This is a genomic window from Vibrio penaeicida (assembly GCF_002933855.1).
GTDB lineage: Bacteria > Pseudomonadota > Gammaproteobacteria > Enterobacterales > Vibrionaceae > Vibrio > Vibrio penaeicida_A.
This window is the reverse complement of sequence record NZ_BFAQ01000012.1, coordinates 34857-56195: the sequence shown is the minus strand read 5'-3', so window position 1 is coordinate 56195 and position 21339 is coordinate 34857. Positions and strand designations below refer to the sequence as shown.

Annotated in this window: 26 protein-coding genes; 14 read left to right on the top strand and 12 right to left on the bottom strand. The window is 43.6% G+C overall.

Translation table 11 applies throughout. The features are described 5' to 3' along the window. Positions 1–108 precede the first annotated feature (108 nt). On the top strand, positions 109–1026 hold the full coding sequence (locus VPNCDNU1_RS05845) for a M14 family metallopeptidase (protein WP_104399496.1): 918 nt from the start codon (positions 109–111) through the stop codon (positions 1024–1026). 128 nt (positions 1027–1154) lie between these two features. Here VPNCDNU1_RS05845 and VPNCDNU1_RS05840 read toward each other — a convergent pair whose 3' ends face one another. Further along, complete coding sequence (locus tag VPNCDNU1_RS05840) at positions 1155–1442, bottom strand: GNAT family N-acetyltransferase (protein ID WP_104399495.1); 288 nt, start codon at positions 1440–1442, stop codon at positions 1155–1157. 72 nt (positions 1443–1514) lie between these two features. Between VPNCDNU1_RS05840 and VPNCDNU1_RS05835 the strand changes: the two genes are divergently transcribed. Then, positions 1515–2153 carry an AraC family transcriptional regulator gene (locus VPNCDNU1_RS05835; RefSeq protein ID WP_104399494.1) on the top strand — a complete coding sequence of 213 codons (639 nt, stop codon included), beginning with the start codon at positions 1515–1517 and terminating at the stop codon, positions 2151–2153. A gap of 245 nt (positions 2154–2398) precedes the next feature. On the opposite strand, the gene VPNCDNU1_RS05830 is transcribed toward VPNCDNU1_RS05835, so the two are convergent. Further along, positions 2399–2788 (bottom strand): VOC family protein, encoded by a 390-nt coding sequence (locus VPNCDNU1_RS05830; RefSeq protein ID WP_104399493.1) that lies wholly within the window; start codon positions 2786–2788, stop codon positions 2399–2401. 128 nt (positions 2789–2916) lie between these two features. On the opposite strand from VPNCDNU1_RS05830, the gene VPNCDNU1_RS05825 reads away from it, so the two are divergent. Further along, positions 2917–3606 (top strand): aspartate/glutamate racemase family protein, encoded by a 690-nt coding sequence (locus tag VPNCDNU1_RS05825; protein ID WP_104399492.1) that lies wholly within the window; start codon positions 2917–2919, stop codon positions 3604–3606. 6 nt (positions 3607–3612) lie between these two features. On the opposite strand, the gene VPNCDNU1_RS05820 is transcribed toward VPNCDNU1_RS05825, so the two are convergent. Beyond that, positions 3613–4038, bottom strand: coding sequence for a MarR family winged helix-turn-helix transcriptional regulator (locus VPNCDNU1_RS05820; protein WP_104399644.1), 426 nt, complete (start codon positions 4036–4038; stop codon positions 3613–3615). Between the two features lie 149 nt (positions 4039–4187). On the opposite strand from VPNCDNU1_RS05820, the gene VPNCDNU1_RS05815 reads away from it, so the two are divergent. The 7 genes from VPNCDNU1_RS05815 (at position 4188) to VPNCDNU1_RS05785 (ending at position 10346) form a co-directional block, all read left to right on the top strand. Continuing rightward, positions 4188–4415, top strand: a complete 228-nt coding sequence (locus VPNCDNU1_RS05815; protein WP_104399491.1) for a hexameric tyrosine-coordinated heme protein — start codon at positions 4188–4190, stop codon at positions 4413–4415. Positions 4416–5088: 673 nt separating this feature from the next. Continuing rightward, on the top strand, positions 5089–6111 hold the full coding sequence (gene arsB, locus VPNCDNU1_RS05810) for an ACR3 family arsenite efflux transporter (RefSeq protein ID WP_104399490.1): 1023 nt from the start codon (positions 5089–5091) through the stop codon (positions 6109–6111). Positions 6112–6150: 39 nt separating this feature from the next. Continuing rightward, on the top strand, positions 6151–6696 hold the full coding sequence (sigZ, locus tag VPNCDNU1_RS05805; RefSeq protein WP_104399489.1) for an RNA polymerase sigma factor SigZ: 546 nt from the start codon (positions 6151–6153) through the stop codon (positions 6694–6696). Positions 6697–6819: 123 nt separating this feature from the next. After that, a complete protein-coding gene (locus tag VPNCDNU1_RS05800) occupies positions 6820–7623 on the top strand; it encodes a glutathione S-transferase family protein (protein WP_104399488.1) in 804 nt (267 codons plus the stop codon). A gap of 375 nt (positions 7624–7998) precedes the next feature. After that, a complete protein-coding gene (locus VPNCDNU1_RS05795; protein ID WP_237324098.1) occupies positions 7999–8913 on the top strand; it encodes an esterase/lipase family protein in 915 nt (304 codons plus the stop codon). Between the two features lie 53 nt (positions 8914–8966). Continuing rightward, a complete protein-coding gene (locus VPNCDNU1_RS05790; RefSeq protein WP_104399487.1) occupies positions 8967–9827 on the top strand; it encodes a lipase secretion chaperone in 861 nt (286 codons plus the stop codon). A gap of 210 nt (positions 9828–10037) precedes the next feature. Further along, positions 10038–10346, top strand: a complete 309-nt coding sequence (locus VPNCDNU1_RS05785) for a DUF1289 domain-containing protein (RefSeq protein ID WP_104399486.1) — start codon at positions 10038–10040, stop codon at positions 10344–10346. Between the two features lie 16 nt (positions 10347–10362). Here the strand turns inward: VPNCDNU1_RS05785 and VPNCDNU1_RS05780 are convergent, their stop codons facing one another. Beyond that, positions 10363–11460 (bottom strand): MBL fold metallo-hydrolase, encoded by a 1098-nt coding sequence (locus tag VPNCDNU1_RS05780; protein WP_104399485.1) that lies wholly within the window; start codon positions 11458–11460, stop codon positions 10363–10365. Between the two features lie 141 nt (positions 11461–11601). On the opposite strand from VPNCDNU1_RS05780, the gene VPNCDNU1_RS05775 reads away from it, so the two are divergent. Further along, the gene (locus VPNCDNU1_RS05775) at positions 11602–12213 is read left to right on the top strand and encodes a TetR/AcrR family transcriptional regulator (protein WP_104399484.1); all 612 of its coding nucleotides are present in this window, start codon (positions 11602–11604) and stop codon (positions 12211–12213) included. A gap of 107 nt (positions 12214–12320) precedes the next feature. Then, the gene (locus tag VPNCDNU1_RS05770) at positions 12321–12749 is read left to right on the top strand and encodes a Crp/Fnr family transcriptional regulator (protein ID WP_104399483.1); all 429 of its coding nucleotides are present in this window, start codon (positions 12321–12323) and stop codon (positions 12747–12749) included. 38 nt (positions 12750–12787) lie between these two features. On the opposite strand, the gene VPNCDNU1_RS05765 is transcribed toward VPNCDNU1_RS05770, so the two are convergent. Beyond that, positions 12788–13357 (bottom strand): DUF6151 family protein, encoded by a 570-nt coding sequence (locus VPNCDNU1_RS05765; RefSeq protein ID WP_104399482.1) that lies wholly within the window; start codon positions 13355–13357, stop codon positions 12788–12790. A gap of 268 nt (positions 13358–13625) precedes the next feature. After that, entirely contained in the window at positions 13626–14669 is a 1044-nt protein-coding gene (locus VPNCDNU1_RS05760; protein WP_104399481.1) for an alkene reductase, read from the bottom strand. Between the two features lie 172 nt (positions 14670–14841). On the opposite strand from VPNCDNU1_RS05760, the gene VPNCDNU1_RS05755 reads away from it, so the two are divergent. Next, entirely contained in the window at positions 14842–15429 is a 588-nt protein-coding gene (locus VPNCDNU1_RS05755; RefSeq protein WP_104399480.1) for a TetR/AcrR family transcriptional regulator, read from the top strand. A gap of 341 nt (positions 15430–15770) precedes the next feature. Here the strand turns inward: VPNCDNU1_RS05755 and VPNCDNU1_RS05750 are convergent, their stop codons facing one another. The 6 genes from VPNCDNU1_RS05750 to puuE all read right to left on the bottom strand — a co-directional run bounded on the left by VPNCDNU1_RS05750 (position 15771) and on the right by puuE (position 20714). Continuing rightward, positions 15771–16223 (bottom strand): dCMP deaminase family protein, encoded by a 453-nt coding sequence (locus VPNCDNU1_RS05750; RefSeq protein ID WP_101109980.1) that lies wholly within the window; start codon positions 16221–16223, stop codon positions 15771–15773. A 128-nt stretch (positions 16224–16351) separates the two neighbouring features. Then, on the bottom strand, positions 16352–17608 hold the full coding sequence (locus VPNCDNU1_RS05745) for a urate hydroxylase PuuD (protein ID WP_104399479.1): 1257 nt from the start codon (positions 17606–17608) through the stop codon (positions 16352–16354). A 39-nt stretch (positions 17609–17647) separates the two neighbouring features. Next, positions 17648–18187, bottom strand: coding sequence for an ureidoglycolate lyase (locus VPNCDNU1_RS05740; protein ID WP_104399478.1), 540 nt, complete (start codon positions 18185–18187; stop codon positions 17648–17650). Between the two features lies 1 nt (position 18188). After that, on the bottom strand, positions 18189–19238 hold the full coding sequence (gene alc, locus VPNCDNU1_RS05735; RefSeq protein WP_104399477.1) for an allantoicase: 1050 nt from the start codon (positions 19236–19238) through the stop codon (positions 18189–18191). 25 nt (positions 19239–19263) lie between these two features. After that, positions 19264–19779: a 2-oxo-4-hydroxy-4-carboxy-5-ureidoimidazoline decarboxylase gene (gene uraD, locus VPNCDNU1_RS05730; RefSeq protein ID WP_104399476.1), complete on the bottom strand. Its 516-nt coding sequence runs from the start codon at positions 19777–19779 to the stop codon at positions 19264–19266. Positions 19780–19790: 11 nt separating this feature from the next. After that, a complete protein-coding gene (puuE, locus tag VPNCDNU1_RS05725) occupies positions 19791–20714 on the bottom strand; it encodes an allantoinase PuuE (protein ID WP_104399475.1) in 924 nt (307 codons plus the stop codon). A 266-nt stretch (positions 20715–20980) separates the two neighbouring features. On the opposite strand from puuE, the gene uraH reads away from it, so the two are divergent. Further along, the gene (gene uraH / locus VPNCDNU1_RS05720) at positions 20981–21334 is read left to right on the top strand and encodes a hydroxyisourate hydrolase (RefSeq protein ID WP_104399474.1); all 354 of its coding nucleotides are present in this window, start codon (positions 20981–20983) and stop codon (positions 21332–21334) included. The last annotated feature ends 5 nt before the right edge of the window (positions 21335–21339 follow it).

Here is a 21339-nt window from a genome sequence, read left to right as displayed (position 1 = left end):
ATTGGGCGTTTCTGTAAAGTGGAGCTGAGGTATATACCTAGTATCTTGAGGTGGCTTGAGTATACTTGTTAGCTTACAAATGAATCGTGATAAACGTGTAGGTGAACAATGAAAAGTGGCTACCAATACCCTATTGGCACTCAAGGAACAGCTTGGGGAAAAGAAGAAAAAAAAGCATGGCTAGATTCAGTTTCGATAAAGCGTAGTTACAAAAGTGACGTCGTCACTAAAATTGATGCGTTACGTAATCAATACGATGTGTTCGAATATGGCGCATTAAGCTATAACCCAGAGCAATTCCCGCTATACGCAGTAAAAAGTAAAACTTGGGATGCCAACCGCAAGACCATTTTAGTCACTGGTGGTGTGCACGGCTATGAAACAAGCGGCGTTCATGGTGCACTTAAGTTCCTAGCACTGCTCGGCAATGAATACGAAAAGCACTTTAATATTGTTGTTGCCCCTTGTGTCAGCCCATGGGGTTACGAAACTATAAACCGTTGGAATCCAAATGCAGTGGATCCTAACCGCTCATTTTATGACAACTCACCCGCAGAAGAATCAGCAAACCTTATATCGATGGTAAAATCGCTCGGGGTAGAAATCTATGCGCACATCGACTTGCATGAAACCACAGACACCGACGAATCTGAGTTCCGCCCCGCCCTTGCCGCGCGCGATGGCTTAGATTACATCGAGGACCTTGTTCCAGATGGTTTTTACTTAGTTGGCGATACAGAAAATCCAAGCGAAGGTTTCCAGACAGCCATCATCCAAGCGGTCGAAAAAGTCACTCATATTGCGCCACCAGACAGCAATGGAAACATTATCGGTTCTCCTGTCGTACAACATGGTGTGATCAATTACCCAACCAGTAAACTCGGGCTGTGCAGCGGTTTTACTGGATGTAAATACGGCACCACAACGGAAGTATACCCCGACAGCCCAAAGGTGACCGACGAAGAATGCAATGATGCGCAAGTCGCCTCAATTAAGGGCGGATTGGACTATCTGCTTACATTGTAGTGATTTCGAAAGTTAAACAACTTCGGAAATTAAGAAGCTTAGGAAAACAAGACATTTGAAAGACAAAAAAGGATGGCACTGCCATCCTTTTTCAATTAACTGCCCCTTTAAAGTAAAATAGGGTCGGTTTATTCAGCCAGTAAATGATGCCAGTTTTCATGCTTGTTTACATAGTGCCTGACGTAACTGCATTCCGGCACTATTTTCACATTTAACTTTTCAATTTCCGGTAATGCTGCCTCCATCATAACCGAGCCTTTACCCTGACCTCTCAACGATTCAGGAACAGAGGAATGATCGACAAAGAAGACATCTCCTTCTTGGCGATAGGTTATCTTCGCCCAACTCTCTGGGGCTACTTCAATTCGAAATTCTTTGGCTTGAATGTCGTGGATCACTGCAATATCGTCACTCACTTACGTTATCTCTTTGTTAGGCTTAATGATGTGTTAACCTTACTATAGTTCAGTCGACACCCCAAAAAACGTATGTATTCTTCTCACATTATAGACACATGGCAATCAAAAGCCGTTGAAAATAAAAGAGCTTTCATCATTCCTGATGGGTGTCAGGATGTCATCATTACCCTTGCGAATCATACGCCAGCCCAAATCAATGTCTCTCCTCTTTATACGCACACAGCACCAATCGATATAACAGCCGGAACTACTATGGTGGGGTTTCGGCTTCAACCAGGATGCAATGTTTCCAACATTGAGACAGATAGGCTGATGCAACGCTGGGATTCAAAGAATCAGCTTATTGATAGAATAGAATCAGCAACCACAGTTAACCCAAACGTTGCTGAAGCACTTGAATGTATTCGTAAGGAAATGGGAAGCATTGAGCAAATAGCATCACTGCTCGGTGTGAATGTTAGAACTCTACAAAGAACCATCAAAAAGCACACAGATCAAACACCGCTCTTTTGGTTTCGATTGGCTAGAGTTCGCCAGTGTGCCAAAGCCATAATATTGACCGGAAATCATTCCGACATCGCCTACGATTATCAATATTCAGACCAAGCCCATATGTGCCGTGAGATTAAAAGCTGGTTAGGTGTTACGCCAACTCAGCTTTTTAATCGAGAAGACATCAAAGCACAGCTTTTTGATGATGGGTATTAACTCTCATTTCGTTCTTGAAATTGCTTCATCAGATAATAAGCGATGTTCCCAAAAATTATAACGGCAGTCCAATAGTGTTCATCAGCAATTGCAGCCAGTACCACGAGTATTCCGATAAAAAATAAAAACAACTTTAACTTCATATCACACGACAGCCAATTTATAAAATAGTCACATAAATCCTACCACCATCTGGGGGACATGAATAGATGGTTGTTATACTGTTGTTTTTAAAGCAGAAGTTCTCAGTGAGCCCCCTGTACAGGTGAACATATTTCAATTAAAAAGCCATTGATGTCATGTACATACGACGTAGTTTGCCCCCATGGCATGTGCTCTACGGGCTGAACAAGTTCTGCACCCGCGTCCAAAGCTTTTTGCAGTGAGTCCGCGACATTATCCGTTTCAAATGCTATTTCGAAACTTGGTTGTTCTCGCTTGGGTAATACTGCCCCTTTACCAAGCTTATTCATCAGATCAAGCGAAGAAAATGATAAGGTCGTTGTGCCCGTATCCAACTCGCCGTAGTCTCCCCCCTCATGAAGCATGGCACGTGAAAGCCCAAAGGCGCGTTCATAAAACGCCAGTGTTTTTGCCACATTTTCTACATAGAGAATCGTATATTTAAATTTCATTTTCTTTTCCTTCAGGCTTGTTTGAGAACGTTAGATTAATACCTTGTTAGCCCATTTGTATTGAAAATAAACGACACATCCCCATGTCTGTTTATAGGCAAAAGACACATCAATGAAGGAGATCGGAAATGAAGAGCATTGGAATTGTTGGTTGCTCAGCAGAAGGCGCTGCGCTCTGCTATACAACGATTTGTAGCGAAAGCATTGCCAAATTGGGGCATTATCAACATCCAGATATCGCGATGCACACCCCTTCTCTATCTTTATATGTTGATGCTCTGAATCAAGGGTCGAAGAAACACATTGCCGACCTTATGTTAACTTCCGTTGAAAAGCTCAAGGCCGCTGGCGCTGATTTTGTTATTTGTCCGGACAATACCATTCACCAAGCTTTCGATTTGGTAGAGCAATCCTCATCACTTCCTTGGTTACATATTGCGGATGTGGTGTCTCAATACGCCAAACATCAAAGCTACCGTAAAGTCGGCGTTTTAGGCACGCAATGGCTAACCGAAAGCGATGTCTACCCAAATAGCATGCGAAGCGTAGATATAGACGTGGTATTGCCCAATGCATTGCAGCGAAAAGAGATTGGCCGTTTAATCATGGATGAACTGGTACTTGGTCATACTCCAAGCCATGTCACCGAATACTTGCTTAAGGTGATTGAAGAATTTAAATCTCAGGGTTGTGAAGCCGTTGTTTTGGGTTGCACCGAGCTTCCCATTGTACTGAGCGACGAAAACTCCCCGCTCCCAACATTAGATTCCACTCGGCTTTTAGCACGGGCAGCAATTGAATACGCCTGTATCGATTAGCAAATTCTATTCATTCGATTGTATTCTGACCTTCTTACACAGCTGGATCATAGAATTTGCCTCTTCCTGAGTTAATCCGGTTGAGCAAAAAACCTTATCTGTAATGTCGGAGCTATTTTGAGAAAGCTCCCTCCCTAAATCCGTTAGTACAATGGATTTTTGGCGTTCATTGTTCGCAAGCTGCTCCCGGCGAATAAGGTTTTTATCTTCCATTCGTTTCAACAGCGGCGTCATGGTTGCCTTGCTGAGTTCTGTTGTCTTCGCTAGCTGACTAATTGAAATCTCATCTTCTTTCCACAATGCCATCAGCACCACAAATTGCGTATAGGTTAAACCATGAGGTTCAAGTAACTCCCTATACGTTGATGTCAGCTTATTGGATGTTGAATATAGAGCAAAACACAGTTGTCTATCTAATTCTGCTACTGCCACCCGATTCTCCAAGTTTTCATTCGTAACCATCATTATACGCATGCACACTATCATAGACAAAATATTCGCAAGCTTATTATTAGTTGACAAACTGTTCGCACACTAACAATATAGTAAGCGAGCAAAATGAATACAAAAAGGAAGAAGTGATGAGTGATAAATGGTTAGCGACATTAAAAACGAGTACGCCTGAAGATGGCTACCAACTTGCAATAAAAATGTCGAGGATGGGGGTTAAGTACACGCAACCGTCCGAAGAAGTAAGAGAAAAGATCCGACCTGTCTACGCTGACAATGCCGAGAACTTAATCGCCGCCTCTCAAGTTATTGCAATAAACTTTCAAACGGTTGCCGCTGCAAATAACTACTGGGCTTAATGCGTATGCGGTATTCAAAGTAACAGGCAATAAAAAACCCCAGAGCTCGATATCGAAGTCTGGGGTTTATTTCTCTTCTAATCTCATTTCACTTTTCTTCTAGACTCATATAAGCGTCAAAACACCGATGACTGATATGAGTGAAAACAGAACGGTTCGGCTGATCACGCCAAAATGTGAATGTTGGATCATTTCTTGATGCTGCATTTTCCCACCCATTTAAATATTACAAGATGATTTCAATGTAATTACAATATCGTTATTTTGCAAATGTGCTCATGCCGATGAGACCCGCATGAGCAGACCTTTATTGCCCAAAAATCCTTATTGCTTATAGACTCACGCTAACTTATTAAAAATTATTAATCTTTTATGACAAGGGAGAAGAAATACACCTTCAAGGCAGATCTCCTTTCAAAATACCGAAAAATACAAACTTATCGTCAAGTAGCATACGACATCATCACGTCATCATTTAAAGTTTGACAAGCAATATGATAAGCATAATATATGGATATACATATATGCAATTTTAACAAATGAGTAGATGCCATACTGATGCATGTTGAGATGTCCCCAGACACCATCAAATTGTCATTTAGTTCGTCTAACGTAAGCCTGCGTAGTAAAACGCAAATGCGCGTCTGTTTTATCTAAAGAAGAGTGATTCACCATGGGAATTTTCGAGAGATTTTTAAGTGTTTGGGTTGGTCTAGGAATGATTCTGGGCATAGTGAGTGGGTACCTATTCCCAGAGCTTTTCTCGTATCTAGCCGCCATGCAGTATGCACAAATTAATATGGTTATTGCTGTTCTCATTTGGCTAATGATCTACCCAATGATGATGCAAATCGATTTCACATCAGTCAAAAGTGTTCATAAAAGACCAAAAGGGTTGTTGATCACCATTGTCATTAACTGGTTAATCAAACCTTTTACTATGGCGTTGCTTGCCGTTGTTTTCATGCGCTATGTCTTCGGGAGCTGGATTGTTTCGGATTTAGCAGAACAATACATCGCAGGTATGATTTTGCTTGGCGTCGCCCCCTGCACAGCCATGGTTTTTGTGTGGAGCCAACTAACCAGGGGGGATGCGAATTACACCATTGTCCAGGTCGCGATTAATGACATCATTATGGTCGTCGCTTTCGCACCGATAGCAGCCCTTCTTCTGGGCATGACAGACATAACGGTGCCTTGGGACACACTTCTGCTTTCTGTTTCTCTCTTCGTCATTGTGCCATTGGTCGCGGGGGCAATGACTCGAAAAGTGCTCAATAACCCGACCAAAGTAGATAAGCTTGGCAAAGCCATTAAACCTTTATCAATTTTAGGTTTAGTCGGCACCGTTGTTTTGCTGTTTGGTTTTCAAGCGAACACCATTTTAAGTAATCCAGTAGACATCCTATTCATTTCTGTTCCGTTACTCATTCAAACGTATCTTATCTTTGCTCTCGCGTATTATTGGATGAAGAAGACACGTCAGCCACACTGTGTTGCAGCGCCAGGCGCAATGATTGGAGCATCAAACTTTTTTGAGTTGGCTGTTGCCGTCGCCATCAGCTTGTTTGGCGTTCATTCGGGGGCAGCATTAGCCACTATCGTGGGTGTATTGGTCGAAGTGCCCGTTATGCTCTCTTTAGTTGCATTTGCGAACAGAACAAAAAATGACTTTGAGCCCGTTCAAGAAAGCTAGAAGCCGTTAGCCTTAAGCACTCAAAATGTGAATACTGAAATGAAGAATATAGAAACGATTTGGCACGAATATCAGCAGGGGTTAAAAGCCTTTTTGCATTCCAGAGTACCTAACCCTGATGATGTCGATGACATCTTGCAGGATGTGCTGATTAAAACACATGAGAATTTGGATAAAGTCCAAAACTGGGACAGCTTAAAGTCTTGGTTATTTCAAATTGCCAATAATGCCATCATGGATTTCTACCGTCGCTCAAAGCGCCAGTCAGCAATAGAAGAAAAAGACCTTTGGTATGAGCAAGATACAGATCAAATGCAAAAAGAGTTCTCTAAGTGCTTGTTACCATTTATACAAAATTTACCCGAGCAAAGTGCCCAATTAATTTGGGCGGTGGACATTGAGCAAGAATCTCAAAAAGCGGTCGCTCTTTCGCAAAACCTCAGTTATTCCACATTAAAGTCACGAGTATCGAAAGCACGCCAAGAACTCAGGAAACAATTTGAAGATTGCTGTCACCTCACGTTGAACAAACAAGGGGGTCTAGTCGATTGTGATTCAAAATCAAAAGGTTGTAAGAGTTGCTAGGGTCTGTTGACCTAATTTAATTTTCTAAAAAATCGTCTTTTTTTCGTCTTTTCTGAAACCTGTTCGTCTTAGATATACAAGTTTAGGGTCTCTCGACCCACTAATCAGAAAAGAGTCAACTATATGAAAATTATTAGCTTCACTATTTGCCCGTTTGTTCAACGTGTTACCGCGCTTTTAGAAGCGAAAAAATTACCGTATGAGATCGAATACATCAGCTTAAAAGACAAGCCAGACTGGTTTCTAGAACTATCTCCTAATGGGCAAGTCCCTTTGCTGGTTACAGATTCAGGCCAAGCGCTGTTTGAGTCTGATGCGATAGCAGAGTACATCGACGATATCGAGGCACCATTGCAACCAACATTAACACCAGAACAAAAAGCCATTAACCGCGCATGGAGCTACCAAGCAACAAAACACTACCTGACTCAATGCGGCACAATGAGAAGCAAAGACGAATCAACACTGCAAGAACGTGGTTCAAAACTCGTTTCGGTGTTTGAAAAAGCCGAGAAGTTTCTATCTGCTGAGAAAGCATTATCTGATGGTGCATTCTTCAATGGTAAAGAGTTAAGTAACGTAGACATCGCATGGTTGCCTCTGTTGCACCGTGCCGACATTGTGAAACAACATACGCGCTTTGACTTTTTGAGTGGTCTGCCACACGTACAAAAATGGCAAAAAGCACTTATGGAAACGGGGTTGGCAGAAAAGTCTGTCGCTGATGATTTCCTGAACAAGTTCACTCAATTTTATCTATCTGATGAAACGGAGTTAGGTAAAAAAGTATGTTGTAATCCAAATGAAGCGTGTTGTGAAGATCAAGGCGCAGAATGTTGCACGCAAGACAGCGATTGCTGCCCAGCCCAACCTTCTTTTAGTATTAAAAAGGCTGAGTGCACGTCTTCTACATCAAGCTGTTGCTAGGAGCATAACGCTGCTAGCCACCTATAAACGCTAATCTGAGTTCACATTCTCTACCTACTGGTGATGTTTCAAACACGACATTGCCAGTAGGTTTTTATTTTTTAGCTCAATTTTTCCTATCTTCGAACACGCATTATTGGCGAATATCTACCCAATTACGTTTAAGTAAGTCGATAACTCACTGTTATAAATTTATTTTTGTATTGTCACTCTCATTGAAATATTCCGGCTTCTACTCGCCAAAAATTTAGTCTCGTTCACAGTTCTCATTTTTAAAACAAACTTTCATTAACAATTTATATACATTTTATTAACTCATCCGAGGTCTAACTTGTAGAGGAAAACGAAGTGAAAAGGATACTCACAATCGCTCTATTGCTCTCCGCTAGCGCATTCAGTTGGGCTGGTGCTAGCGCCGGAGGGGCAACCCAATCCGGTTATACACAAACTCACTACCCTATAGTCCTTGTACATGGCTTGTTTGGATTCGACAGACTGGCGGGGGGCGATTACTTCTTCGGCGTCCCTCAAGCGTTGACCAAAAGTGGCGCAAAGGTTTATGTCGCACAAGTTTCAGCAACCAACAGTTCAGAAGCGCGAGGCGAGCAACTCTTGTCGCAGGTAGAAGCTATTCTGGCTGTAACTGGCGCACAAAAAGTGAATTTGATCGGACATAGCCACGGCAGCCCTACTTCACGTTATGTGGCCTCCGTCCGCCCCGACATGGTGGCTTCCGTCACCAGCGTTGGTGGGGTCAATAAGGGTTCGACGATTGCCGATATTGTTAGAGGTACAGTGCCATCAGGCTCTATTTCGGAAGCATTAGCAGTGAAAATTGCTAGAGGGCTTTCTGGCCTAATTAGTGTGTTGTCTGGTGGAACATCACTCCCACAAGATCCATTGGGTTCGTTGGCATCGCTTACCACAAGAGGCTCTTTAAAATTCAACAGGCATTACCCTGAAGGCGTACCCACATCTCGCTGTGGTGAAGGTACAAAACGCGCGAGGAATGGTGTTTATTACTATTCATGGAGTGGGACCTCAACGGTAACCAATGTGTTGGATCCATCCGATGCGGTTTTAGGTGTATTGGGGTTAGCGTTTAGTGAACCTAATGATGGGCTAGTAGGACGATGCAGCAGCCGCTTGGGCAAAGTTATCAGAGACAACTACAGAATGAACCACCTAGATGAAGTTAACGGTTTGCTGGGTGTTCATCACCTCTTTGAAACCGACCCTGTTACTGTATATCGGCAACAAGCGAACAGGTTGAAGAATCAAGGGCTGTAACTCGTGCTCTCGATAAGAAGAAAGTAAACGCTAATGCAAAAAGGTACCTAATTATGAAAAAGATCGCCTTATTCATCGCAATAATAATCGCCTCGGGGAGTCTGGCGGCGGTCTTTTTTCTTTCTCAAGATATAGGAGAGGGTAACGATGCAGTAAACAAGAAATTTGGCTCACTTCAAGGTACTGAAGTTGACCAAGAATCGTCCCGTAAAGTCATAGATTACTTCTTGGCAACAATGGGAGAACAACCATTAGAGGATATAAAACAAAGCAGCACTGAATTTTCGACGTTAGACCCAAGTATTCAAGTGAACGGTGATTCATTTGATCAATTCATTGCTTACAAAGAGGCTCTCAGCCAGTTAGAACCTTTAGAGTTTGATCAGCTAAATTACGATGCATTACTTGCGATTCATCAGCAGGTTTTAGAAGTTCAAAACAGCTTGTTTAGTGAAGAGGAACAGCAAGATTACTTTGCCGACGAAAACCTCATTCGCGAAATGGCGCTAGAGAAATTAAAACTGCAAAAACAAGCCTCAAGTGAAGCCGACTTTCACCGTCAATGGGAGCAATACCTAGCCAACCAACCCGATTATATCCAACGAAGCGAAAAAAATGCCGCCTTGGTTCAACGATTAAATGCACTCGATGGCTATTCCGATCAAAAAAAACACTTAGCGAGAGTAGAACTGGTTGGGGAAGAAGCCGCTAACCGATTAGCAAAATTAGACTCTCAAAGAGCTCAGTTCGACAACAGAATGAAGGATTATCTTGCCAAGCGCGACGCCATTAATAGCAACCCCAGCAACGAAGCGGAAAAACAACAATCGATAGCCTTGCTTAGAAGCCAAACGTTCTCCGAAACAGAAATTCGACGTGTGGAGGCACTGGAAAGAATACACGACGATAAATAGCCCTTTCCTATCTATTTAGCCTGAGCCTGTGCTTGAGCCAGACTAAGTATTGTCATACTTGCACAAGTTAAACAACCGAATCGACCTCGCACCAAGCCAACGCTCGGTATATAATCGCGACGTGAGTAAATAATCAATAGCTCTTAGCATTTTAACCGATAGCCTTGAGCAAACAATCGATCGCCCTGAGCATACAAAAAGAAAATAAAAATGAAGTCACCATGTGTCGCAGCCTGCAAAAATAATGCTGGAATTTGCAGCGGCTGTTTAAGAACAATCGATGAAATTATTGGTTGGAAAGATAAATCAGAGAAACAACGATCCGATGTGATGGATAAACTGTCGGGTCAGCAAACCACACACGAGTGTGCCCAATGTGGCAGCTCAACATTTTGTGAAATCAGTGCAGGTGGTTCACATTGCTGGTGTTTCGAATTAGAAAAAAGAGACACCAGTGCGTTAACGAAAACAGGCACTTGCCTATGTAGAAAGTGCCTGTCTGAATTACCGATTGAATAGAATCAATAAACCAAAATTAATTGAAACTTAATGTATTTTTCGCGACTTCACCTTCATCCCAGTGTTTTTCTGCTTCTACTTCTCGCCACCAATGCGGCGTGGTCGGTACGTCATCTAGCGCAATCTCTTGTCCGAATTTTGGTGTTAGAAGCGTCACATCATTTTGTGTTGCCAAGTCTAATACACGTTCAAACGGTTCGTACCAATCATGGAGTGACAGATCAAAGGTGCCATTATGTATTGGCATCATATAGCGACCTTTCAAATCTAGGTGAGCTTGCATGCTCCCTTCTGGCATCATATGGATGTCGCTCCAAAGTTCGTTATACGCACCAGTCTCGACCATGGTGACATCAAACGGTCCGTACTTCTCACCGATCTGTTTAAAGCCGTTGAAGTACCCGCTGTCTCCACTAAAGAACAGATTGCGTTTTTCACTCTGAATCACCCAGCTTGCCCACAATGTTTTATCGCGGTCAAACAATCCTCTTCCTGAAAAATGTTGCGACGGTGTCGCCACAAACTTAATGCCTTCAAAGGTGTATTCATCCCACCAGTCCATTTCGATCACTTTATCTGGGTTAACACCCCATTCAATCATTCGCTGACCGACTTTAAGTGGTGTCAGAAAACGTTTTACCTTGCTGTCTAACAGTTTGATTGCATCTTTGTCTAAGTGATCGTAATGGTCATGGCTTATCACAACGACCTCAATTTCAGGTAAGTCTTCACCACTAATCGGGCTTTCATGGAAACGCTTTGGACCCGCCCATTGCACTGGTGAAGCGCGTTCGCTTAACACTGGGTCGGTTAAAATCAACTTGCCATTTAACCTCATCAAAATAGTCGAATGACCCAGCCTGTACATAGCGTCATGCGATGCACTTAGCTGTTCTGGCGTTACTGGTAATACCGGAATTTCTGTGGACGGCGTAGGCGTAATTCGATTCGCTTTTACATACGCTTTGGTGATTTGCCAAATGTTCGAAGAATCCGTTTCATAGCGAGTATCCGTATTCACAAATTTCCCATCTTCATTACTCGACGACATGATTGTAATGCCAGCAGTTGCCATAACTATTACCCCTATAACTAATAAGATTCTACGTTTCATATTGGAATACCAAACATACTCAAACAAAAGTAAACTACACGGTGCAGTTTACTAATGAAGATTTAAAAAGTAAACTGATCAGTGTAAAATAATTTCAATTCCCACTTTCGTACGACAAAAGCATGATCGAGAAGAAAAGACATGGCTGAAAAAAAGAAGACTCGCAGCGAGATAAAACGGGCAGCGATATTAGAAGCCGCCACAAGCGCATTCAAAGAATTTGGTGTTCAATCCACCAGCATGGACAAACTCGCCCAGATTGCAGGAGTATCGAAACGCACTGTTTATAACCACTTTGCATCTAAAGAAGCATTGGTGATGCATTTGGTGTCGGATCTTTGGCAAAGAGCCATGGTTGATATCCAAGTTCAATACCAATCAGATAAGCCTTTGAAAGAGCAATTGGTCGCGCTGCTTAATATGGAGCTAGAATTCATTGGATCACGAGAATATTTAGATTTGTCTCGTGTTGCCTTTGGGCACCTATTCTACAACTCCGAAGAACTCCAAAAAGAAATCGAAAAGATTTCCGCTCAGGAAACGGCGATACATCGCTGGATAAAATCCGCTGTAGAAGACAAACGCCTAATGCCTCTGGATGTCGAATTCGCGAATAGTCAGCTTCATAGCCTCATTAAAGGCAGTGGATTTTGGCCTCAGTTGATGGGTATGAAAAGCGTGCTATCTGAAGAAGAAATGCGAATCATCGCTGAAGAATCCGCTGAAATGTTTGTTTGTCGCTATCAGATATAATGACTAAGGCTTAGACCTCTCAAAAATTACAAAAACATCAATATCACAGGAAATTTCAACCTTATGTGTCACACTTAGGTTAGCCCTTACACAAGCATGGAGCGACTATGGGTGACACATTCTTGCTGCACTGCCCACACTTTTGTGGCTTACCTCAACCAACACAATCCAAGATTTATGCCCTAGCCCAGCATCGGCGTTTGACTACTGGTGAGCTTTTGTTGGCATCTGGAAATCGCTGGCTAACTGTGATTTGGGTTAGAAGTGGAACATTGCGGCTATTCACTAGAGACGAGAACAAAGACGAACACAACATTGCCTTTTTTTCTGATGAGGATTTTTTGTGGCCCGTTACCGAATCGTTGCGCAATCAACCCTCACCATTCAATATGGAAAGCATGACACCGACCGAACTATGGGTTTGGTCTTATTCCGAGTTTAGAGAACAGTTTGGCGGTGAAGATGAATGGCAAGCCTTTTACTTGCCTTGGGTAGAAGCGTTCCAGTGCACTAAATCTCGCGGAGCGAAAAGCTGAACTAGCTTAATACCTTAGGTTTCACAATATCTCAGGCTTCACAATATCTTAGGCTTCACAATCGCTTTCGATTCATCATCAAACAGCACGTTGGGGTGCCCTTTCTTGGTTAATTTCCATCCCAGCATTTTTCGGATACAGCGAATCAAAATTCTCGACTCCCCTTTCATTCCCACAAGCTCGGATGAAGGGTCGCCCAATGCACTTTTAATGTTTACACCGCCCAACATTGGTCCAGCTTTTTGATTCATATCCTCGCTGTCATCAACGAATGTTTCAAGAATACCGATGAACGGAATGGTTTCTGGTTTGAGTGTGCTACCCATCATTGTGTTACAGCAAGTGGTATACCATCGATACAAGCCTTTACGAGACAAACGTAAGCAAGCAACATGCTCCTGCCCAGACTCAAATTCAAAGTGGTTTAAAGGCACTTGAATTAATTTCACACCGCCTGTTAAGGTCAATTCTTCTTCGCTATCCATCTCTAAAGCAAATTGCCGACAATCTGCACAATAGCAAATCAAGCGGTTACCTAGCCTTGGGGTAATATGATTTATTTTCCCTGTCACTTTGCCACATTGACACGAAAGTTTTAATGCTTCCATTGGTTGCTCTTCCTAACTTACTAACGGTTATCTACCATTTTCAAGATAGTCAATATATCTCCAAGTTGCGGAAAATTCTGAGGTTTGGATTCTAGATCCTAAAAATGGGACGACTTGAAAGCATCAAAAAAATGTTCATCGCTTTTTTTCTCATAATGCTTCAAAGAGCAGATAAAAAAGAACCGTTTGCAGGAAAGCAAACGGTTCTTGGAATCATTAGAAAATGACTCTAATAGAAAGCTTTTACAGTTAGCGCTAATAGATAACTTTAATAAAGAGTACTCAGCATTTCTTCTGAATACTCCTTCAGCGTTTCTCCACTTTCCACACGCTCCACATAATCTGGGTTAGCAATGAATGGGCGACCAATTGCTACTAGATCAAATTTCCCAGCTTTAATAGCAGCACTGCCCGATTCCGCACTGTAGCTACCATTTCCTACCAACGTTTTGCCGTAGTGTTTTCTTAAATAAGCTGTTGGCGTTCCATCCAAATAATCAAACTCTGTGCTGTCATCAAAAATCCCAATATGCAGGTAAGCAATATCACGCTTATCTAGCTCTGCAAGGTAATAATCGAACACAGCGCGATCTCGTGGATCACTATCCATGTTGAAATATGCCGCTGGGGAAACGCGAAGCGCCGTTCTGTCTTCACCAATTCTTGCTGAAATCGCATCTAACACAGCCAGTGGGAAACGTGCCATGTTTTCAGCGTTACCGCCAAATTCATCTTCTCGGGTGTTGCTGGAATAATGTAGGAATTGGTCAATCAAATAGCCATTTGCGCCATGAATCTCCACTCCATCAAATCCCGCATCAATCGCATTGGATGCAGCTTGAGCAAAATCCTCTACAAGCTGGCTGATCTCATCTTTACTGGCTGGCTTAGGAACGACATACGAAAGCTCGCGCATTCTAGGCACTGTGCCTTCTACAGCAATTGCTGAAGGGGCGAGGACATGTTCACCACCCCAAAAATACGGATGCGCCACTCTGCCGGTGTGCCACAACTGAACAAAAATTTTGCCACCCTTTGCATGCACCGCATCTGTTACTTTGCGCCAACCTTGAATTTGTTCCGGCGTGTAAATTCCAGGCGTGTTTGGATAGCCCTGACCATCCGGTCGAATGATTGTTGCCTCTGAAATGATCAAACCCGACTTAGCGCGCCTTGCGTAGTATTCCACCATGGCGTCGGTTGGGACTAATTCGTCGTCTGCCATACAACGAGTTAGCGGTGCCATCAAGATATGGTTTTGTAAGGTAATCGTGCTATTTAGTTGAAACGATTCGAATAATTTCTCGGTCATTGCTCTGTCCTTTCTTGAATACGCGTTCAAGTTAGCCTTTCTTGAACATTCATTCAAGTACTTTCTTGAACATTCATTCAAGTACTTTCTTGAACAATTGTTCAAGTATTTTTTTGAATGATTGTTCAAAGTCAATTAGAATGCGCCTATTACGTTTTTTATGAGTACCAAGATGCGCAGTGCAGAATTCGATCGTGAGGAAGTATTACGATCGGCAATGGAAGTCTTTATTTCTAAGGGCTACGCCAAAACCAGTATGCAAGACTTAAAAAGTGCAACGGGGCTGCACCCAGGGTCTATTTATTGCGCATTTACTAATAAGCGTGGATTGCTGCTGGCCGCACTGGATCAATACGGTGTCGAGAGCCAAGCATCTTTTGAAGCACACTTTGAAGGGCAAAGCTCGACACTAAACGCGTTGAAAGGATATTTGGCTTCGGTCGTTGATGAATGTGAACGCGAAGAAATTAAAGATTGCTTACTACAAAAATCGCTCAGCGAACTTTCTCAGCAAGATGAAGAAGTAGAAAGCGTTATCTCAGGTTTAATGGGTAAATGGCAAAGCGCTATTAAGTTGAAACTCGAACAGGCTCAAAAGCACGGTGAGATTGCTGATAAACGAGACTGCAACGAAATAGCGGAGTTTTTGGTGATGGGCATTTACGGCATTCGTACCTTTTCCCACACCAATCCACCAAAAGGTACGCTGACTCGTTTAGCAGAACAACTGTTTGACTATGTTCAGAAAGAGTCTCCGTAAAAATCACGATACAAAAAATGCGGCTTCATAGCCGCATTTTTTCTGTTGAGAATATTTTAACCTGTTAAGAATCTTTTAGGGTCTGTTGAACTTTCGCGGTTAAATTTTGTTCGACTTCTATGCATTTTAATCGCGGCGCAAGGTGTGTAGCCTAGTCATTCTAAGCAAATACCTTGCAACAAAGAGTAAAGTGCATAGAAGCGAACCCTTCGGGCAGCATTTGTGGCCTATTTCTACTGCGTTATCGCCTATTGATGTAGAGCGACTACACCGAATAAGCTCTGCCTTGTATAAATAACCCACAAATTGCTGCAAAAATCATCTCGAAAGATCAACAGACCCTAGTCTTTTAAATTCAGGTCATTAAGCGGTAGCCAATCCACTTCGACCCCGGCTTCTTCAAACATGCCTTGGCTGACTTGGATTTTATCCCCCCAACGCGAAAGAAAATCTTCTGTTTGTTCAGGGCAATGTACTGCTTTAATGCCCGTTTGAATGATCTTGGCGGCGCAGTTAGGGCACGGAAAATGTGTCACCCAAATTTCACAATTGTCCAAATCTCGTTTTGCAAATAGAATCGCGTTTTCTTCGGCGTGAAGTGTTTTCAAATACTTCATGTCGCGCTCATCGGTTCCTGCACTGTCTGAAATACCATGTGGGTAACCATTAAAGCCAACTGAAACAATTCGGTTATGCTTTGTTATCACAGCGCCGACTTGCGTTGACGGATCTTTACTCCAAGACCCCACCAGCTCCGCCATTTGGAAAAAACGCTGCGCCCATTTAGAAATCATTCCACTCCCTCACTTGAATAAATATGAATATATTCAAGTAATATAGCATCTTGCCGACGCTTGGCTACTGCCTAACCCTGCTATATCACTGAAGTGAAGTAAATTTAGCCGTGAAAACTCAGTAAACCCTAGTGAATTTGAGCCCCCTTTGAAGCCCAATCGCCAATCAAGGTGCGTTCTTCATCCGTCATTTGAGTCAAATTCCCTATCGGCATCACTTGTGTCGTGACAGTTTGCGCCACAATACGGTCAACGTTATTTTGGATCTCTTTCGGTGTATCCAATATCACCCCTGCGGGTGCCGTTTGAAACGCCACGTGTGTTGGGTTAGCCGAATGACACACCGTACAGCGCTCGCGTATCACGGAATGTACCTTGGTGAACATTGTCTCTTTTACTTTCAAGGGATTAGCAGCCGATTGCTCTGCCGTAGCGGACTGCTCTTTCGTAGCGGACGGCTCTAGCGAAACAGATGGCGTAGAGACTGGCTTACTGATTGGTGATGTAACAAACGCCAAGGTGATCATCCCAACTGCCGCAACAGGCAGAGTCCACGCAAACTTTTGACTTCCATGGCGAGTGTTAAAGTAATGGCGAACCAAGATACTGAATGCCGCAAGCCCAGCTAAAATCAGCCAATTCCAGCTAGAACCGTACGTACTAGGAAAATGATTACTGATCATGATGAACAGCACCGGCAGCGTTAGGTAGTTATTGTGACGAGATCGAAGCAGCCCTTTCGCAGGTAAGCTAGGGTCGGGAGTTTCGCCTTTCTCTATCGCGCTTACTAAGTTACGTTGGGCAGGCATGATGATTCGAAATACGTTACCCACCATGATGGTGCCGATTATCGCCCCAACATGAATGTAAGCACCTCGTCCACTGAACACCTGTGTTAAACCGTAAGCTGATGCCACCAACAAAACGAAGATGATGATGCCGAGCAACAACGGTTTTTGCCCCAAGGGTGAATCACACAAAACGTCGTAAACAAACCAACCAGCCACAAGTGCGCCCACACCGATGCCAATGGCTTGCATGGAACTGAGCCCAGAACCGGGCGCAATCAAATAAATTTCGGCGTTTAGGTAGTACACAATCGCGAGGAGAAGTACGCCCGTTATCCACGTAAAATACGCTTCCCATTTAAACCAATGCAGTTTTTCCGGCATTTGTGGAGGCGCTAATTTATATTTTTCTAGATGATAAATCCCGCCGCCGTGGATCGCCCATAAATCTCCAGCTAACCCCGTTTTCGGGTTGATTCTGTTGAGGTTGTTTTCAAGCCAAACAAAATAGAAAGAAGCACCAATCCATGCGATGCCTACAATCATGTGAACCCAGCGAATCACTAAGTTCAGCCACTCTGTTACATGTGGATCCATCTCACACTCCTTTGTGGTCAGTAGTCATTTAGTCGCGAGTTACTTCGGTAATATTCCGGAAGAAAGCGATAACGTTCGAATGTTGGATTCAGGGAAAAAGTACTCATCGCAGTTATCCCCTTCCCCACTTCGGTCGACCACCAAAAATTGATCATCTGAGTTCAGCGCTAAGACTGGGTGATGCCATATACCTTTATGATAGTTCACCCCTTGTTTGCCATTGCTGATAAATGCTCTGATAGCTGTTGGATCGGGTGTCTCAGCGAAAGGGGCGACAACGATTAAAAACGGGTGTCTAAGCAAAGGCATAAACGCTTGCGACCCCAGAGGGTGCCGTTCTAGCATTCTGATCTGCAAAGGGTAATCGAGTGGGGTGGCTTCAAAAATACTGATGATCGTATTTCCACCAAAGGTTTCTGTGTCTGCCTTTGCTAACTGGTGAAACCGCTTGGTAGAGCCATTATTGATAAAGAAAAACTCACGATTATCGGCTTCAATCACATCACCAAAAGGGGCAAAGGCTTCTTTTGAAAGCACCTCGATTTTGAGTTCATTCGTTGCCTTTGTTGTGCTCAGCATATCAATCACTTTCAACCGCATGAGACAAGCCAGCCGAGCTTTGCCCCGTTGCAAGCTGGCATGATGTTCCCGCTTTTGTCCCAATCACTCTCAACCTGCTCACCCCTCCATCCGGAAAAATATTAAGGCGGATATGCGTGACGGGTCCAATTGGGTTAACCTGCGACTCAAACTCATGAATGGCATCCGCACTGAGTTTTTGTGAAGGTAACAACTCGCGCCAAAAAAGGCTTTGCGTTTCTATTTGCTCGTCAGTTCCCCCTTTAACGAAGGCCGCTTGAATAGAACACGTATCGGGGTAGTTACCTTTAAAGTGTGCGGTATCCACAACAATTTTTTCAACATTTCCCGCATGACCTAACGCCACAATCACCCAATCATTACCTGGCGTTCTTCGTCTGGCGGTTTCCCAACCGTCTCCCATATTCTCGCCACGACCAGGACCCAATAAATTGCTTTTATTACCGTAATGCTCATCGCTGCAAGATAGCGCCCTTGCTCCGTAGGCAACCGAAGCCAAATCAATACTTTGTAGTACGTCTATCTGGTTCCAGTCCACCGCAGGCAAACCGTACACTCTGAGACGTGCGATGCCACCATCTGGGAAAATGTTCAAACGGACATGGGTAAAATTGCTGCCAGCTTCGATAGGAAACAGATGTTGCTGATCGCCTTGCAGCCCAACAGAAGTCAGAATCTCAGCCCAATAGGTATGCTCGTCTGGATCGCCAATCGGGCAATAGCATGCTTCAATGGATGCGGAAGGCGGATAGTTTCCCGTAAAGAAACGCGTATCGATGTCTACCGCTGAAATCTCGCCCGCCATTGCAAGCCGGATCACGCAGTAATCGTGCCCTTCTTCTCTTTTTCGACGGCTCTCCCAGCCATCCATCCACTTTCCGTTGTCGTCGTACAGCCCTTCTTTCCAAACAGGCTCTTGTCGCTGGATTAGCCGGCTCTTATCTGCGAAGAAATCATCGGTAGCGTAAATCGCTTTCGCCCCTAACTTCTCATCCGCTAAGTTGACAAAATTATTGATATTTAAGGGCATATCCCTATCCCTCCTTTGGTAAATACTACATCTCTAATAATCTGAATAGCGCTATTTTGTTGATTTCATTCAATGCTGTTGAAAACTCAGTCTCCGCAGCGTTGTCTAGTCGATGTTCAAACGCATCTAAAATCTGAAAGCGGTTCGCTCCTTTAACCGCCATGATGAAAGGAAATTCAAATTTCTCTTTGTATCGTTGATTGAAGTCGTTAAACATTTCAAATTCTTCGGCAGTACATTGGTCGATACCTGCACCAGCTTGTTCTGATGTAGAAGCTTGCGTCAGTTCGCCATTGATTGCCGCTTTGCCTGCCAAATCTGGGTGAGCCAAAATCAGTGCTAGCTGAGAGGCTTTATCAGCCCTTAATAGAACCGCTGCCATTTTCTTATGTAAGCTTTCTACGTGATCATCCGCAGGGGTAATGCCTTGCTTATAGGTTTCCTCTGCCACCCAAGGGCTATGTTCATAAATATCGGCAAAAGCGTGTATGAAACCGTCTTTTGAAAGCAAAGAAGGTTTACAGGTTTTAAAAAGCGCCATGGGACGTCCTCTTATTTATGCGATTCCACAAAAGGATGCTGTTGATGCCAATGCTTGGCGATATCGACTCGCCGGCAAAGCCAAACATCCGAATGTTGCTGAACGTACTCAAGAAAACGCTTCAGCGAAGCAATGCGTGCGGGTTTGCCAATAAGGCGGCAATGCAACCCTACCGACATCATTTTGGGGGTCGTTTCCCCTTCTTCATACAAGGTATCGAACGCGTCCTTCAAATATTGGAAGAACTGCTCACCGCTATTGAACCCTTGTGGGGTGGCGAACCGCATGTCGTTGACATCTAACGTGTACGGAATCACCAATTGCGGCTTTTCCCCTTCGGTGTGCCAATAGGGCAAATCGTCGTCGTAGGCATCGGAGTCGTATAAGAACCCACCCTCTTCTGCCACTAACCTTCGCGTATTTGGGCTTGTTCGTCCCGTGTACCACCCCAGTGGTCTTTCGCCTGTTAAGTTTTTAATGATCGATATGGCTTTGAGCATATCTGCTTGTTCTAATTCGGGTGCCATATTTTGGTAATCGATCCAACGATAGCCATGGCTGCATACTTCATGCCCTGCATCCACAAACGCTCTTGCGACATCAGGGTGCCGCTCTAGCGCCATCGCAACCGCAAATACCGTGAGTGGGATCTGGTGCTGTTCAAACAACCTTAATACACGCCAAACCCCAGCACGGCTCCCGTATTCGTAAATGGATTCCATGCTGATGTGACGTTGCCCTTCGATGGGCTGCGCAGCAGGGATTTCGGAAAGAAACGCTTCCGATTCACCATCCCCATGCAGCACACAACGTTCGCCCCCTTCTTCATAATTGAGGACAAAGGACAAAGCCAGTTTCGCCCCGTTGGGCCATTTCGGATCGGGAGGGCACGCACCATAGCCAATCAAATCCCTTGGGTAAGCATCATCATTCACTGGCGATTCGCCTCCTACCACATTTCTCGATTTCTATATCATCGCTATATAATTGTATACAATTCACTGATAAAAAAGTAAAGAGTACATTTCTTCATCACTTATTTTGAGAATAGCAGCTATATTTGAAGAGGTTAGATGGATTTATCCGCAATTTTGAGCTTTCTCAATCTGCGTGAGTTCACGAAATGACAAAATCCTCGCTGAAGATTGGCACCAATTCGCCTTTAATAGGCGCTACATTGTGTACAAAAAGGAAATTGGAGATGGGTAAATTAACAACACATATTCTGGACACCACACACGGGACGCCCGCAAAACACGTTCAGATAGATCTATACCGAAGAGTGGAAAATGGGTCTGAGTTAATCAAATCTGTCCAAACCAATAGTGATGGAAGAACCGACTTACCCATGTTAGATGGAGAAGCCTTTCAAAGCGGAAAATACGAATTGGTTTTTCAAGTTGCTCAGTATTATCAAGATCAAGGTATCGATCTCGGTAATACCCCTTTTTTAGATGATGTGGTCATTCGATTTGGGTTAGACGATGAAGACAGCCACTACCACGTACCGCTATTGGTGTCGCCATTTGGCTACTCTACGTATCGCGGAAGTTAATTGTT